The following is a 14,704-nucleotide window of genomic DNA, read 5'->3' on the forward strand; positions in this document are numbered from 1 at the left end:
ATGCCCTTTCCCGCCGATCCGGCGCGGTACAGCGCCGCGCTCGCGGGCGGCCGCAACATGCTGCTGCTCAGCCATCTCCGCCTGGTGGCGCTGCTGGGACAGCTCGTCACGATCCTGGTGGTGCGCTTCGGGCTGAACATCAGCCTCCCGCTGGGGCCGATGATCGCGGTGGTCGCCGCGCTGGCGGGGCTCAACATCTGGTCGCTGGTCTTCCTCGCGCGCGGGGGGACGGTCACGAACCGGGGCCTGTTCCTGGCGCTGCTCGTCGATTTCGCCGCGCTGACGGCGCAATTCTACATGAGCGGCGGCGCGACCAATCCGTTCGCGCCGATCGGCCTGCTCCAGATCGTGATCGGTGCAGTCCTGCTGGAAGCCTGGTCGAGCTGGGTGCTGCTCGTGCTGCACAGCATCGCCTTCGGCCTGCTCTCGCTCTACCACCGCCCGCTGGCGCTGCCGGAAGGCTATGCGAGCGCGATCTCGCCGGTCCAGCTGTTCGCGAGCTGGGTCAATTTCGTGCTCGTCGCGGTCCTGCTCGTCTTCTTCGTCACGCGGATCAGCCGCAACCTGCGGCAGCGCGACGCCAGCATCGCCCGTATGCAGCAGCAGGCGGCGGAGGAGGATCATATCGTGCGGATGGGGCTGCTTGCCTCGGGCGCCGCGCACGAGCTCGGCACGCCGTTATCGTCGCTATCGGTGATCCTCGGAGACTGGCGCAAGCAGCCCGCGCTCGCCGCCGATCCCGAGGAGATCGCCGAGATGCAGGCGGCGGTGGCACGCTGCAAGGATATCGTCGGCGGAATCCTCTATGCGGCGGGCGAGGCGCGCGGGGAGGATCTGGAACGCACGACGCTGCGCCACTTCCTCGTCGCGGTCACGACCACCTGGTCCGCCCAGCGCCCCGGCCTGCTGACCCTCGACGACAAGCTGGATCCCGACCCCGAGGTCGTCGTCGATCGGACGCTCGCGCAGATCCTGACGAACATCCTCGAAAATGCTGCCGAGGCCGAGGCCTCGCGCATCGAGATGAACGTGAGGATCAGCGAAGGCATCATCGATCTGACCGTGACCGACGACGGCGTCGGATTTCCGCCGGCGATGCTGGAGACGATCGGGCAGCCCTATCGATCGAGCAAGGATCGGCGCGGCGCCGGGCTCGGCCTGTTCCTCGCGGTCAACGTCCTGCGCAAGCTGGGCGGCACGGTGGCGGTGCGCAACGGCGCGGTGCGCGGCGCCGTCGTCACTCTCATGGTGCCGCTCGCGGCGCTTACCCCGGAGCCGTCATGACCGATCGCCGCCTGCTAGTGATCGAGGACGATGCGGGGTTCGCGAAGACGCTCGCGCGCTCGTTCGAACGCCGCGGCTATGAGGTGCGGGTGCTTCACGATGCGGCGGGGCTGGCGGACCTGCTTGCCGGTTTCGCGCCGGGCTTCGCCGTCGTCGATCTGCGGTTGCGTGCCTCGTCCGGCCTCGCCTGCGTGGAGGCGCTGCACGGCCATGATTCGGCGATGAAGATCATCGTGCTGACCGGCTTCGCGAGCATCGCCACGGCCGTGGAAGCGATCAAGCTGGGCGCGACCAACTATCTCACCAAGCCTTCCGACAGCGACGATATCGAACGCGCGTTCGGCCAGGGCGCGGGCGATGCGGCGGCAGACCTCGCTGCGGCGCCGACCTCGATCAAGACGCTGGAATGGGAGCGTATCCACCAGACACTCGCGGATACCGACTTCAACATCTCGGAGGCCGCGCGTCGCCTCGGCATGCATCGGCGCACGCTCGCGAGGAAGCTCGACAAGCGGCACATACGCTAGGAGATCGCTAGAGGCCGATCTTTTCGAGCGCCGAGGCGAGCTCCGCGTTCATCGATGCATCCTCCTTGGGCAGCAGGCGATTGAGCGCCGTCTGCACGCGCGTCTGGGCCACCTGCAGCGTCTTGTGGCGGACGCTGCGGATCGCATTGGTCCGCCAGGACGGGCTTTCCCCGAGCAGCGCTTCCCACTTGGCTTCCTCCGCGGCTAGGATCGCCAAAGCCAGGCGCAGCCCGTCCCGGCGGCCATGGGCATAGTCTTCGGACATCCGGCACTCCTTCGGCGACGGCACCGTCATAGGGCAATGGCCGCCGATATGCGCAACTGACCGACCGTTCGACCGTTGACCCGGCTTCCAGATACGAAGGATCGACTCATGACGCACAAGCCGCCGGTCCCCCAGGCTTCGGTCTCGCCCTACCCGCTCCACCCGGCGCCCATCGTCGAGAAGGCGGCACCGATCCCGACCAGGCCGAGCGAGGCTCCAAAGAAGGAGCTGGGACGATCCGGCGCGATCCTGTCGATCGGCGCCGCTGTCGGATTGGGCGCTGCGCTCGCGGGCCTGTTCTATTCGCGACGCCGTCGGCCGGCCGCCACGCCGCCCGCCAAGCGGGCGCGGCGCGGAGACGACAAGCGGAAGCGCGGCGCGGGCGACAGATCGCGGGTCGCTGCCGGCGAACCCTATGAAGTCGCCTATTTTGCCCGCAAGCACGGCATCGGCTCGGCCGAGGCACGCAGCATCATCAAGGAGGCAGGTTCCGATCGGAAGGCCGCGAACGCGTTGGCCGAACGGCGCAAGCAGGCGTGACAGTGGTGTAGCCGGTCCTGCGGCGCCGAGGCGACCGATCCGCTTCCGCCCGTTTGACCCAGGACCGTCGCTATCGTTACCGACTGAACCTTCTGGAAGCCGAAGTGTTGGGGCGGGTCTAGCGAGGCCCCGAGAGAAGGATGGACGTTGGCGTTGGACGAAGCACTTCCCCGCCCTGCCTGCACGGGGATCAGCGGGCTCGACGGTATCCTGAACGGCGGTCTCACTCCCGACAGGATGTATCTGGTCGAAGGCACGCCGGGGACAGGCAAGACCACGCTGGGTTTGACCTTCCTCCTGCGCGGCGCCGAAGAGGGCGAGGCGGGCCTGTACATCACGCTGGCCGAGACCGAGGCCGAGCTTCGTGCGGTCGCGAAGACGCACGGCTGGTCATTGGACAGCCTGGAGCTGTTCGAGATGGTACCCGCCGACGGGCTCGGCCAGGAATATGAGCAGACCCTGCTCCATCCCAGCGAAGTCGAGCTCGGCGAGACGGTTCGCGACATCATGGCGAAGGTCGACGAGCTCAAGCCGACGCGGGTCGTGCTCGACAGCCTGTCCGAACTGAGACTGCTCGCCCAGAGCCCGATCCGGTATCGCCGCCAGATCCTGGCGCTCAAGCATTTTTTCTCGACGCGACGCTGCACTGTGCTGTTCCTGGACGACAAGAGCGCGAGCGGGAGCGATCTCCAGCTTCACAGCATCGCGCATGGCGTGATCGCGCTCGAGCAGACCCTGTCCGGTTTCGGAGCGCAGCGGCGCCGGCTGCACGTCGTCAAGATGCGCGGTGTCCAGTTCAGCGGCGGCTATCACGATTTCGAGATCAAGCCGGGCGGCCTGTGCGTGTATCGGCGGCTGGTCGCCTCCGCGCACCAGATCGCGGTGTCCGGTCCGCCGGTTTCGACCGGCTCGCCGGGGCTCGACATGCTCCTCGGCGGCGGATTGGTGCCCGGCACGGCGACGTTGCTGACGGGGCCGGCCGGCGTCGGCAAGACCACCGCATCGATCCAATGTATGGTCGCGGCGCTGAAGCGGGGCGAGAAAGCCGCCTATTTTCTGTTCGACGAGAGGCTCCCGACGCTGCTCGCCCGCAGCGCCGCGCTCGGCATGGATCTTCAACCCTATCTCGACGATGGCAGCCTCGAACTGCGCGCGATCGACCCCGCCGAAATGTCGCCCGGCGAATTCGCCGGCTCGATCGAGTCGAGCGTCGAGGATCGGGGGGTCACGCTCGTCGTGATCGACAGCCTCAATGCCTATATGCTGTCGATGCCGAACGAGCAGTTTCTCGTGCTGCAGATGCACGAGCTGCTGACCTATCTCGGCCAGAAGGGCGTCGTCAGTCTCCTGATCCTCGGTCTCCACGGCGTCATGGGCGACGTCCGCGCGGATATCGATCTCAGCTATCTCTCCGACACGGTCGCGCAGCTGCGCTATTTCGAGGCGCAGGGCGAGGTCCGCCAGGCGATCTCGGTGATCAAGACGCGCACCACCCGCCACGAACGCACGATCCGCGAATTCCGGATCGGACAGAATGGCTTGCAGGTCGGCGATCCGTTGCGTGCATTTCAGGGTGTCCTGACGGGCGTGCCGACCTTCTCCGGCGAGGGAAAGACGCTGATGGCCAGCCGCATGGGCACGCTGGACTCACACGGCTAGTGGATATCCGCGTCCTCATCTTGGCGCCCCGCGGACGGGATTCGGCGATCGCGGCCGAACTCATGAGCAAGAACCAGATCAACGCCGTCATCTGCGGCGATCTCGCGGAATTGCTGGCGGGTTTGCAGGAGGGCGCTGGCGCGGTGCTCCTGACCGAGGAGGCGCTGACGATCGGCAACCCGGCCGAGATTATGGCGTGGGTGGCCGCGCAGCCGAAATGGTCCGACATGCCGTTCATCGTGCTGGCCAACGGCACGCGCGCGCCCCGCACGGCGATCGCCACGAGCCGTTTGAGCGAGCTCGGCAATGTCGTGCTGCTCGAACGGCCGCTCCATGCCGAAGCGATGCTCGGCGCGATCCGCTCGGCCCGGAAGGCGCGTCAGCGCCAATATGAAGTCCGCGATGCGGCCGAAACGATGGAACGCGCCGTCGTCGACCGCACCCGCGACCTGGAGACCGCGCGCGAAAGCCTGGAGATCGCGCTCGACGCGGCCGGCATGGGCAGTTGGGATCTGGATCTCGCGACGGGCGAGGCGCGCAGGACGCAGCGCCATGACGAGATCTTCGGCTATACGGATTCCTGTCGCCGCTGGGATATCGAGACGTTCGTTTCGCATGTGGACGCCGGTGACCGCGATCGCGCCGCGGCCGTGTTCGACAGGGCGCTGGAGACGGGCTCGATCGAGCTGGAATGCGGCATCGCCGCCGTCGATGGCCGCCACCGCTGGATCGTCGTCAAGGGCCGCGTGCGCTATGACGAGGATGGGCGGCCGACGCGGATGTCGGGAGTCGTCTCGGATGTGACCGATCGCAAGGAGGCCGATGCGCAACTCGCGCAGGCGCAGAAAATGGATGCGATCGGCCAGCTGACCGGCGGGGTGGCGCACGATTTCAACAATCTCCTGACCCCGATCGTGGGCAGCCTCGACATGATGCGCCGTCGTCATGCGGACGACGAGCGGACCCAGCGCATGGTCACCGGCGCGTTGCAGGCCGCCGAGCGCGCCGCGACGCTGACTCAGCGCCTGCTGGCCTTTGCCCGGCGGCAGGCTCTCCAGCCGAAGGCGGTCGATGTCGGCGCGCTGATCGATGGCATTGCGGACCTCATCCGTCGCTCGCTCGGCCCCTCGATCAACGTGGTGCTGGAGCTTCCGGGCGACGTCTCGTCGGCGCGCGTCGATCCCAACCAGCTCGAGCTCGCTTTGCTGAACCTCGCGATCAACGCCCGCGATGCGATGCCCAGCGGCGGCCGCCTGACGATCGCCGCCGGCACCGCCGTTCTGGACGACCGCAACACGATCGGATTGCCGGGGGGAAGCTATGTGCGGCTCGTCGCGGCGGATACGGGCTTCGGGATGGACGCCGCCACGCTGGCGAGGGCGACCGAACCCTTCTTCTCCACCAAGGGTATCGGCGAAGGCACAGGGCTGGGTCTCTCGATGGTCCACGGGCTGGCCGCACAATCGGGCGGAGCGCTGCGGCTCAGCAGCACGCCCGGCACCGGGACGGAAGTCGAGCTCTGGTTGCCGGCAACCGACGAGGCGGCGAGCGATGCCGGCGAAGCCCGTCCGGAACCGGTCAAGGCCCGGCGAGCGGCGACCGTGCTGCTCGTCGATGACGAGGAGCTGGTGCGATCCGGCACGGCCGATATGCTGCGCGACATCGGATATGTCGTCGTCGAGATGGGATCGGCCAGCCAGGCGATGAGCGCCATCCGATCGGGTATCCAGGTCGATGTGCTCGTCAGCGATTATCTGATGCCCGGCATGACGGGCGGTGCGCTGATCTCGGGTCTGAGGTCTGCCGGAAACCAGCTCCCGGCGCTGCTCGTCACCGGCTATGCCGCCGCCGGCGAAGACGTGCCCGGCAACGTGCCGCGGCTCGCCAAGCCGTTTCGGCAGGCCGACCTTGCCGCGAAGGTCGACGATCTGCTGCGCGACGGCGGAGCGCGTGCCCGACGGTTGAACGCCGTCCAGCCGTAGCCCAATACGACGTGGCAGCGGCCGCCATTAGACGGACCTCGGACGTGCACGCGCGCCGCTCGCCCAAATCGCAGGAGCATGACGATGATCGAGCGAACCGAGGAACGGCACGCCGAGAAGATGAAAAAGAAGCAGGCTGCGCAGAACAAGATCGTCGCGGCCAAGACGGTGGAGAAGGGCCTGCTCATCGTCCACACCGGCAAGGGCAAGGGCAAGACGACCGCGGCGCTGGGCATGGTCGTGCGCGCGATCGGCCACGGCCAGAAGGTCGGCGTCGTGCAGTTCGTGAAGGGCGCGATGGCGACCGGCGAGAAGCTGGTGTTCGATGCTTTTCCCGACAATGTCGAGTTCAAGCCGATGGGCGAGGGCTTCACCTGGGACACGCAGGATCGCGCGCGCGACATCGCGGTGGCGCGCGAAGCGTGGGAAGAGGTCAAGCGCATGATCGCCGACCCGAGCTACGCGATGGTGCTCGCCGACGAGCTCAATATCGTGCTGCGCTACGACTATCTGCCGCTGAACGAGGTGCTGGAGGCGCTCCGCGCGAAGCCGGCGATGACGCATGTCATCGTCACCGGCCGCAACGCGCCCGAAGCGCTCATCGAGATGGCCGATCTCGTCACCGAGATGACGTCGATCAAACACCCTTTTCGAGAGCAGGGCGTGAAGGCGCAGGCCGGCATAGAATTCTGATGTCTGTCAGCGCGTCGCCGATACAGTCGCCGGTGCAGGGAGGCGATCCCGCGGCGTTCAGCGGGCGCCGCTGTATCCTGATGACGTCTGCGTGATCTGCCGTGCGAGGCTGCGCGCGGCGAGGACATAGGCCGGTCCGCCGCACACCGTCCACGCCTGCGGGATCGCCAGTCTCGGGATGCGCGCGAGGATCGGGTGGTGCAGCATCTCCGTGCCCTGATCGGCGATGCGCTCGCTCGTGCTGTCGATGATCAGGTAATCGGGCTGGGCCGCGGTCAATTCTTCCAGCGACAGTTGCGACAGTGCCGGCTTGCCGATGACGCCCGCCAGATTGCGTAGGCCGACGCGCGTCATCAAATCGTCGATCAGCGTGCCGGTCCCGGTCATGAAGCCCCGCCGCTGATAATAAGCGGCGACTCGCCCTTTGCCGGGGCGCGACGAGAGCGCGGCCAGTTCGCGATCCATGTCGGCGATGAGCGCCTCGCCCCGCGCAACATGCCCGACCGCTTCGGCCACCGCGCGGATGCTGGCCACGATCGCGTCATAGCTTTCGGCGCTCTTGAGATCGAGCGTCGGATAATGATGCGCCGACAGAACCGCCATAGCGCCGCGCCGCGCGCCCATGCCGACGATGAGCTCAGGATCGATCGCCAACACCTCCTCCGCAGACTGGCCGAGCAGGTGCAATCCGCGCGCCTTATCGGCCTCGGCGGACATATCGGCGTTCGTCGCGTTGCGCGTGAGGCCGGCAATCTGGCTGCGATCGGCGAGCGCCAGGACGAACTGGTCGGCGCACAGGTTCAGAGAAATGATCCGCCGGGGCGGTTGCGGCGCGGCGGCGGGCGCCATAGGCGGAGCGCTGATCGAAAGGGCGACGAGGCCCATGATCACCCAGTGACGGAAAGCGCGCATGCGCGCTGAATAGACGAGCGACCCGGGGAGACAAGCGTGACGGGTGACCGATCCGAGGCGAGTTCATCGTGACATCCGCACAGGAAAGCAGATTTGCGCGGCGAGGCTTCATGGCGGCGCTGATCGGCCTGGTGATTTTCGCCGGGATCGCTTCGCTGCTGCTCGGCCCGGTCTCGATCCCGCCGGCGCGCGCACTGGCGGTGCTCGGCGGGCATGGTGACGAGGTCGCCCGGGCGATCCTGCTCGAGCTGCGCTTGCCGCGCTCGATCCTCGCCTTGCTCGTCGGCGCGATGCTGGGGCTCAGCGGCGCCGCGCTTCAGGGCTATCTGCGCAATCCGCTCGCTGAGCCGTCGGTGCTCGGCGCCTCCAACGCCGCGGCGCTCGGCGCGGTCGGCGCGCTCTATTTCGGGCTGGCCCAGCTTCATCCTGCGCTGCTCCCGCTCCTCGCGATCGCGGCGGGGCTGCTCGCGCTGCTGCCGCTGTTCCTGCTGGCCGGGCGCGCCGAAAGTCCGCTCACCCTGATCCTGGCGGGCATCGCGATCTCGACGCTCGCAGGCGCGGCGATCAGTCTCGCGCTCAATCTCTCGCCCAATCCCTATGCGGCGATGGAGATCATGACCTGGCTGCTCGGCTCGTTCGAGAACCGGTCTTTCCAGCATGTGTGGATCGCGCTGCCGTGCATCGTCATCGGCTCCGCCCTGCTCCTGTTCGACGGGCGCGCGCTCGATGCGCTGACGCTGGGCGAGGATGGCGCGCGCGCGCTGGGCGTCGATCTAGGGCGCGCGCGCCTCCGCATCCTGCTCGGCATCGCGATCGGCGTCGGCGGCGCGGTGGCGGTGTCGGGGTCGATCGGTTTCATCGGGCTGATCGTGCCGCATATCGTCCGCCCGTTCACCGATCGCAGCCCTTCGGCGATCCTGCTGCCATCGGCCCTAGCGGGCGCGGCGCTGCTGACGATCGCCGATATCGGCGTGCGGTTGATCCCCTCGACCAACGAGCTGAAGCTCGGCGTGGTCACGGCCTTCCTCGGCGTCCCGGTCTTCCTCGTCTATCTGGTGCGGGAGCGGCGGCTGTGGTGACGCTCTCGATCGACAATCTGAGCGTGGCGCTTGGCCGGCGATCGGTCGTCCGCGACGTGAGCGCATCCCTGGAGGCGGGGTCGCTCGTCGGCATCGTCGGGCCGAACGGCGCCGGCAAATCGACCCTGCTGCGCGCGATGCTCGGTCTGGTCGCGCCCTCGGCAGGTCACGTCCGGATCGATGACGCCGACCTCGCGAGCCTGCCGCGCGCGGCGATCGCCCGGCAGCTTGCGTATCTTCCGCAGGGACAAACGCTGCACTGGCCCCTCGCTGTCGAGCGGCTCGTCGCGCTCGGGCGGCTGCCGCATCTCGCGCCGATGTCGGGGATGTCGGCGACCGACATAGCGGCGATCGATCGGGCGATGGAGCGGTCCGACGTAACTCCTCTGCGCGGCCGGATCGCGACCGAATTGTCGGGCGGCGAGCGCGCGCGCGTGCTTCTGGCGCGCGCGCTGGCGGTCGAGGCGCCCGCCCTGCTCGCCGACGAGCCGCTCGCCTCGCTCGATCCCGGCCACCAGATCGACGTGATGAATCTGCTGCTCGACGAGGCGCAATCGGGCAAGCTCGTCGTCGCCGTGCTCCACGATCTGACGATGGCGGCGCGCTATTGCGACCGGTTGCTGCTGATCCATGCCGGCCGCCTCGTCGCCGATGGGCCGCCGCTCGCTGTTCTCACCTCGGATAGGTTGCGCGACGTCTATGGGATCCGGGCGAGGATCGAGACGGAAAGCGGTCGGGCATTGATCCTGCCGATGGAGAGGGAAGCGGCCCGATGATCATGCGCGGTGGACGGGACGGCCGGACATCGCTGGCTCTCACCCGGTGAGAGATGCGCGTCCGCATTCATCCGCGCGACTTGCGGACCAGCGGGCTGCCGCGCACCCGTCGCCGGATAGCCATCGAAGGAACAGGATCGTGAACGGGCTCCACGTCGGCGCGGCCCTGATGCTCGCCAGTCTCGTCTCCCCGGCAGCGGCCCAATCCGTGGCCCAATCCGTGCCGCAGACCATCACGCTGCAGGACGATGGCCACGGCAAGCGCTTCGAGGGGATCGGGGTGGTGGACGGCGGCGGCGCGACCTCCGTCCTGCTCAAGGACTATCCCGAGCCGCAACGCAGCCAGATCCTCGACCTGCTCTACAAGCCGCATTTCGGCGCGTCGGTCAGCGCCTTGTATGTCGAGATTCCGGGCGACGGCAACTCGACGCAGGGCTCGATGCCCAGCCACATGCACGACCGCGACGATCTCGATTATCGGCGCGGCTATACGTGGTGGGTGATGCAGGAGGCGCGGCGGCGCAACAACTCGATTTCGCTCGATGGCGCGGCATGGAGCGCGCCCGGCTGGCTCGGCGCCTCGGGCGCACTCTACCCGCAGAGCCTGGGCAAGGATTACGAGGGCGACGCGCGCTTCTTCTCGCAGGATACCGTCGATTATTACATCACATGGCTTCGCGGCCTGCGCCAGGTCTACGGTCTCGAGCTCGACGCGATCGGGATCCGAAACGAGAAAGGCGCCAGCTACGGTTTCGCCCAAGCGCTTCGCACCGGGCTGAACGGCCATGGGTTCGCGAAGGTCAGGCTGCACGCGTTCGACAATTGGCCGGATCCCTGGAAGTTCAAGTTCGTCCCCGACATGGTCAAGGACCGGGCGCTGCGCGACAGCATCGATATCATCGGTGCGCATATCAACGCGCCCCAGTCGGTCGTCCCCGCAGATATCCAGCCGGCCGCGCGCGACATGGGCAAGCCGATCTGGAACACCGAACAACATGTCTACAAGGCCGGTTTCGACGGATTGATCGGCATCGTCGAAGCGTTCAACGAAAATTACATCCGCAGCGGCGTCACCAAGATCGTCAACTGGTACGGGATCGCCAGCCTGTACGAGATGGAGCCTTATTCGGGGGTGAAGGAGGCGGGGCTTCGCGCCAACTGGCCCTGGAGCGGGCACTTCGAGATCAACCCCTCCTTGTGGGGATACGCGCATTACGGGCAATTCACCGCGCAAGGGTGGCAGTATCTGACGGGCGGCAGCGGCGATCTGGGAGGCGGCGGCACGTTCGTGACGTTGAAGTCGCCCGCCGACGACTACAGCATCATCGTCGAGACGAAGGACGCCTCCCGTGCGCAGCGCGTCGACTTCGCGATCGGGACGGGGCTGTCGCAATCCAGCCTGGCGGTCTGGCGAAGCGACCGCGACGAGCAGTTCGTGCGCGAAGCCGACATCACACCCCGCGACGGCAAGGTCTCGATCACGCTGAATCCCAATTCGGTCTATTCGCTGACGACGACGCGGGGGCAGCGCAAGGGCACGTTCCCCGAAGTGTCCGAGAAAGCCGCATTCCCCTTCCCCTATCTGGAGAGCTTCGACGGCTACGGGGCGGCGGAATCCTGGGGTTATCTGCCGCATTATTTCGCCGACATCAGCGGCGCGTTCGAGCTCTCGCCTTGTCCGGCCCGGCCGGGCGGCTGCCTGCGCCAGAAGGCGCCCCGGCCGACGATATCGTGGGCGCCCGATTGGCTGCCCTATACGATCATCGGCGACGATCAGTGGCACGATTACCAGGTCGATGCCGATGTCTATCTGGGAGACGGCGAGTCCGCCGCGGTCATGGGCCGGATCAACGATACCGGGACGGGCTACGGCTTCATTCCGAAGGGATATGTGCTGCGGCTGGATGCGAGCGGCGACCTGCGATTGAGCGTGGTCCGGGGCAAGGCGGACAAGAAGAAGCTGGTAGGCGACGCAGAGCAGCAGGCGCTGATCAAGGCACAGAACGACATGAGCGAAGGCGGCGAGAAGCTTCTGGCCACACAGCATGTCTCGGGCGTCGGGGCGCGGCAGTGGCACACCGTGTCGCTGCGTTTCGCCGGCACGTCGATCACCGGCTTTGTCGACGGGCGGCAGATCCTGCAGGCCGATGACGGTCTCTATGCGCACGGCATGGCTGGCTTGCTGGCGGGCGCTGCCGGCACGAAGCTCAGCATGCCCTATTTCGACAATGTCGCGATAACGTCGATCGGCACGCCGACGCCCGCGCCTGCGACGAAACGACGGTGGACGCCCATCTACGCGTCAGGAAAGCGATCATGAATCTTCTGCAGCATGCCGGTCGGGCAGCGAGGTCCACCGTTGCCGGCCTCGCGCGCGGGATACGGCATATCTGGCGAACCCGGATCGTCCGGCCGGCGCTGTTCGGCCTGTCCTTTGCAGCGGCGGCATTGCCCGCCCACGCGGCCCCGCCGCGCGCGCCCCTCGTGTCCGAGACGCCGCTTCCCGGCGCCTTCGCCCTGGCCGGCGCCGGCCAAGCGGCGATGCTCGTCTATGATCCGGCCGATCATGCCGTCGTCGCGCATGCCGTGCGCGACCTGGCTGAGGATGTCAGCGCGGTTACCGGGATCCGGCCCGACCTGCGCGCGAGATCGACGGCGCCCAAGAGCCGGCATATCGTGCTGATCGGCACGATCGGCCGCAGCCGCGCGATCGACGGCCTGATCCGCCAGGGCAGGATCGACGTGCGCGCGCTGCGCGGCGCCTGGGAGAGCTTCCTCATTCTCACCGTCCCGCATCCGCTGCCGGGGATCGAGGACGCACTCATCATCGTCGGCAGCGATCGGCGGGGCACCGCCTACGGCGTCTATGAACTGAGCGAGCAGATGGGCGTCTCGCCCTGGACATGGTGGGCGGACGTCCCCGCGCAGAAGCATGAAGCGCTCTGGATCCCTGCGGGGACCCGCCGCTTCGGGCCGCCCAGCGTCCGCTATCGCGGCCTCTTCATCAACGATGAGGATTGGGGGCTCTTCCCCTGGGCGGCGCGGACCTTCGATCCGGCCCGCGGCAATATCGGCCCGAAGACCTATGAGCGCGTCTTCGAACTGCTGCTTCGCCTGAAGGCGAACACTTTGTGGCCGGCGATGCACAAGGTCAGCGCGCCGTTCAACGCTGATTCTGCCAATGCGAAGCTCGCCGACGATTATGCGATCGTCATGGGCTCGTCCCATGCCGAGCCGATGCTGCGCAACAATGTCGGCGAATGGAAAGGCACGGCACAGGACTTCAACTATGCCGACAATCCGGCGGGCGTGCGCGCGTATTGGGAGCAGCGCGTCAGGACGAATGCGCGCTATGAGAGCCTGTGGACGCTCGGCATGCGCGGCATCCATGACGGCGGCATGGTCGGCGCATCGACGCTGGAGGGACGGATCGACCTTCTCTCAAGTGCGATCGCGGACCAGCGCGCGATGCTGCGGCGCCATGTCTCGCCCGATCTTTCGGGCGCCAAGCAGATGTTCATGCCCTACAAGGAGGTGCTGGATCTCTATCGCGGCGGGCTGAAGATCCCAGATGACGTGACGATCGTCTGGCCGGACGATAATTTCGGATATATCCGCCAGTTTCCGAGCGACGCCGAGCGCGCGCGCAAGGGCGGCATGGGTGTCTATTATCACCTCTCCTACCTTGGGGCGCCACTCTCCTATATCTGGCTCGGGACGACGCCGCCCGCGCTCGTCCAGGAAGAGATGACGCGCGCTTACGATGCCGGCGCGCGAACCGTGTGGATCGCCAATGCGGGCGACATCAAGCCGGCGGAGATCGGTGTCAGCCTGTTCCTGGAAATGGCCTGGGATATCGATCGCTGGCGCGACCGGGATCAAGTGGGTTTTCTCACGGACTGGGCGGGCCGCACGTTCGGACCCGCGCGGGCCGAGCCGATCGCCGCTTTGCTCGACGAGCATTTCCGCCTGAATTTCGAGCGCCGGCCCGAACATCTCCAATCCTGGCTGCCGGGAGAGCGGCCGCTCTATCCGCCGACGACGCCGTTCGAGATCGGCAATCGCTACAAGATATCGTCCGTCGAGATCGATCAGCGGCTCGATCGGTTTCGCACGCTCGCGGCCGGCAGCGACGCGATCCGGGCAAGCTTGCCGCAGGACTATGCGGACGCTTTCTTCGAGCTCGTCGATTATCCGGTGAAGGCTGCCGCTGCCGCCAATCGGCGTTTCTTCGGGGCGGAGCGCTACGACTCGCTCGTCGATACGCAGCCGACGATCGCGCGCGATGCCGGCGCCGCGGCGATCGCGGCCGATGTCGAACTCAAGGCCCTGACGCGCCGGTTCAACGAGACGATCGCCGGCGGCAAGTGGCGCTACATCATCACCGAGGAGCCCGCCGACAGCCAGTGGCGGCAATTCCGCACGGCCCCCGTTTCGCTTCCGGCGCCGGGGCTTGCGGGCGAACGTCCGTCGATTGCGCCCCCCTCGCCGCTTAAGGATGGCGGCGTGCTGTGGCAGGAAGCCGAGCAGTTCGTGTCGAACGACGGGTGGGTTCTGCACAAGAGCCTCGGCCGCGGCGCGGGGACGATGATTGCCCAGCATGCCGGCGCCCGTCTCGCGGTGCGCATGACCGTGCCCGCAGGCGGGCCGCGCACGCTCAGCCTCGGCATGTTGCCGCTTTTCTCGAACGACGGATCCGATGCCGTCCTGCATCTCGACGTCCAGATCGACGCCAATCCTCCGGTTCGGCTCGACGTCTCCCACCCGGCCGAAAGCCCCGCCTGGACGCAAGGCGTGCTCGATAATCTGCTCGCGGTGGAGCTACCCGATCGGCTTTCGCCGGGCATGCACGACATCGTCATCGTCGCGCGCAGCAGCGGCGTCGCGCTCGATCGGATCGCCAGCTCGCCGTCTGCCCCAGCGGCGGCGCATTGACACGCAGGATGTCGGCAATCCCGCGACCTGCCGGCGCCCGCGAAAACAGAAC

Annotated in this window: 12 protein-coding genes; 10 read left to right on the forward strand and 2 right to left on the reverse strand. The window is 67.2% G+C overall.

What is annotated here, in order from left to right; translation table 11 throughout:
- Together Q4F19_RS11150 and Q4F19_RS11155 are read left to right on the forward strand one after the other, a co-directional pair.
- The gene (locus tag Q4F19_RS11150; RefSeq protein WP_303542548.1) at positions 1-1,284 is read left to right on the forward strand and encodes an ATP-binding protein; all 1,284 of its coding nucleotides are present in this window, start codon (positions 1-3) and stop codon (positions 1,282-1,284) included.
- The gene (locus Q4F19_RS11155; RefSeq protein WP_303542550.1) at positions 1,281-1,811 is read left to right on the forward strand and encodes a response regulator transcription factor; all 531 of its coding nucleotides are present in this window, start codon (positions 1,281-1,283) and stop codon (positions 1,809-1,811) included. The genes Q4F19_RS11150 and Q4F19_RS11155 overlap by 4 nt, the downstream gene beginning before the upstream one ends.
- A gap of 7 nt (positions 1,812-1,818) precedes the next feature.
- Here the strand turns inward: Q4F19_RS11155 and Q4F19_RS11160 are convergent, their stop codons facing one another.
- On the reverse strand, positions 1,819-2,076 hold the full coding sequence (locus Q4F19_RS11160; RefSeq protein WP_303542552.1) for a hypothetical protein: 258 nt from the start codon (positions 2,074-2,076) through the stop codon (positions 1,819-1,821).
- 108 nt (positions 2,077-2,184) lie between these two features.
- Between Q4F19_RS11160 and Q4F19_RS11165 the strand changes: the two genes are divergently transcribed.
- The 4 genes from Q4F19_RS11165 (at position 2,185) to cobO (ending at position 6,950) form a co-directional block, all read left to right on the forward strand.
- Complete coding sequence (locus tag Q4F19_RS11165) at positions 2,185-2,616, forward strand: DUF3606 domain-containing protein (RefSeq protein WP_303542554.1); 432 nt, start codon at positions 2,185-2,187, stop codon at positions 2,614-2,616.
- A 153-nt stretch (positions 2,617-2,769) separates the two neighbouring features.
- Positions 2,770-4,275 (forward strand): ATPase domain-containing protein, encoded by a 1,506-nt coding sequence (locus Q4F19_RS11170; RefSeq protein WP_303542556.1) that lies wholly within the window; start codon positions 2,770-2,772, stop codon positions 4,273-4,275.
- 62 nt (positions 4,276-4,337) lie between these two features.
- Positions 4,338-6,257: a PAS domain-containing hybrid sensor histidine kinase/response regulator gene (locus Q4F19_RS11175; protein ID WP_303542557.1), complete on the forward strand. Its 1,920-nt coding sequence runs from the start codon at positions 4,338-4,340 to the stop codon at positions 6,255-6,257.
- Between the two features lie 84 nt (positions 6,258-6,341).
- The gene (cobO, locus tag Q4F19_RS11180; RefSeq protein ID WP_303542558.1) at positions 6,342-6,950 is read left to right on the forward strand and encodes a cob(I)yrinic acid a,c-diamide adenosyltransferase; all 609 of its coding nucleotides are present in this window, start codon (positions 6,342-6,344) and stop codon (positions 6,948-6,950) included.
- A 57-nt stretch (positions 6,951-7,007) separates the two neighbouring features.
- Here cobO and Q4F19_RS11185 read toward each other — a convergent pair whose 3' ends face one another.
- Positions 7,008-7,835, reverse strand: coding sequence for an ABC transporter substrate-binding protein (locus Q4F19_RS11185; protein ID WP_431312399.1), 828 nt, complete (start codon positions 7,833-7,835; stop codon positions 7,008-7,010).
- Between the two features lie 137 nt (positions 7,836-7,972).
- Here Q4F19_RS11185 and Q4F19_RS11190 point away from each other — a divergent pair, with 137 nt between their 5' ends.
- The 4 genes from Q4F19_RS11190 (at position 7,973) to Q4F19_RS11205 (ending at position 14,652) form a co-directional block, all read left to right on the forward strand.
- A complete protein-coding gene (locus Q4F19_RS11190; RefSeq protein WP_303542559.1) occupies positions 7,973-8,941 on the forward strand; it encodes a FecCD family ABC transporter permease in 969 nt (322 codons plus the stop codon).
- The gene (locus tag Q4F19_RS11195; protein WP_303542560.1) at positions 8,935-9,717 is read left to right on the forward strand and encodes an ABC transporter ATP-binding protein; all 783 of its coding nucleotides are present in this window, start codon (positions 8,935-8,937) and stop codon (positions 9,715-9,717) included. The genes Q4F19_RS11190 and Q4F19_RS11195 overlap by 7 nt, the downstream gene beginning before the upstream one ends.
- A gap of 139 nt (positions 9,718-9,856) precedes the next feature.
- Positions 9,857-12,037: a galactocerebrosidase gene (locus Q4F19_RS11200; RefSeq protein WP_303542563.1), complete on the forward strand. Its 2,181-nt coding sequence runs from the start codon at positions 9,857-9,859 to the stop codon at positions 12,035-12,037.
- Positions 12,034-14,652 carry a glycosyl hydrolase 115 family protein gene (locus tag Q4F19_RS11205; protein WP_303542565.1) on the forward strand — a complete coding sequence of 873 codons (2,619 nt, stop codon included), beginning with the start codon at positions 12,034-12,036 and terminating at the stop codon, positions 14,650-14,652. The genes Q4F19_RS11200 and Q4F19_RS11205 overlap by 4 nt, the downstream gene beginning before the upstream one ends.
- Positions 14,653-14,704 lie beyond the last annotated feature (52 nt).

The sequence above is a fragment of the Sphingomonas natans genome, assembly GCF_030546695.1.
In the GTDB taxonomy this organism is placed as follows: domain Bacteria; phylum Pseudomonadota; class Alphaproteobacteria; order Sphingomonadales; family Sphingomonadaceae; genus Sphingomonas_I; species Sphingomonas_I natans.

What these genes read in the sequence shown, in the direction of transcription:
- Q4F19_RS11160 (WP_303542552.1), bottom strand. Translation starts at nt 2,076, where the DNA reads ATGTCCGAAGACTATGCCCATGGCCGCCGGGACGGGCTGCGCCTGGCT.
- Q4F19_RS11165 (WP_303542554.1), top strand. Translation starts at nt 2,185, where the DNA reads ATGACGCACAAGCCGCCGGTCCCCCAGGCTTCGGTCTCGCCCTACCCG.
- Q4F19_RS11190 (WP_303542559.1), top strand. Translation starts at nt 7,973, where the DNA reads ATGGCGGCGCTGATCGGCCTGGTGATTTTCGCCGGGATCGCTTCGCTG.
- cobO (WP_303542558.1), top strand. Translation starts at nt 6,342, where the DNA reads ATGATCGAGCGAACCGAGGAACGGCACGCCGAGAAGATGAAAAAGAAG.
- Q4F19_RS11175 (WP_303542557.1), top strand. Translation starts at nt 4,338, where the DNA reads ATGAGCAAGAACCAGATCAACGCCGTCATCTGCGGCGATCTCGCGGAA.
- Q4F19_RS11150 (WP_303542548.1), top strand. Translation starts at nt 1, where the DNA reads ATGCCCTTTCCCGCCGATCCGGCGCGGTACAGCGCCGCGCTCGCGGGC.
- Q4F19_RS11205 (WP_303542565.1), top strand. Translation starts at nt 12,034, where the DNA reads ATGAATCTTCTGCAGCATGCCGGTCGGGCAGCGAGGTCCACCGTTGCC.
- Q4F19_RS11155 (WP_303542550.1), top strand. Translation starts at nt 1,281, where the DNA reads ATGACCGATCGCCGCCTGCTAGTGATCGAGGACGATGCGGGGTTCGCG.
- Q4F19_RS11185 (WP_431312399.1), bottom strand. Translation starts at nt 7,835, where the DNA reads ATGGGCCTCGTCGCCCTTTCGATCAGCGCTCCGCCTATGGCGCCCGCC.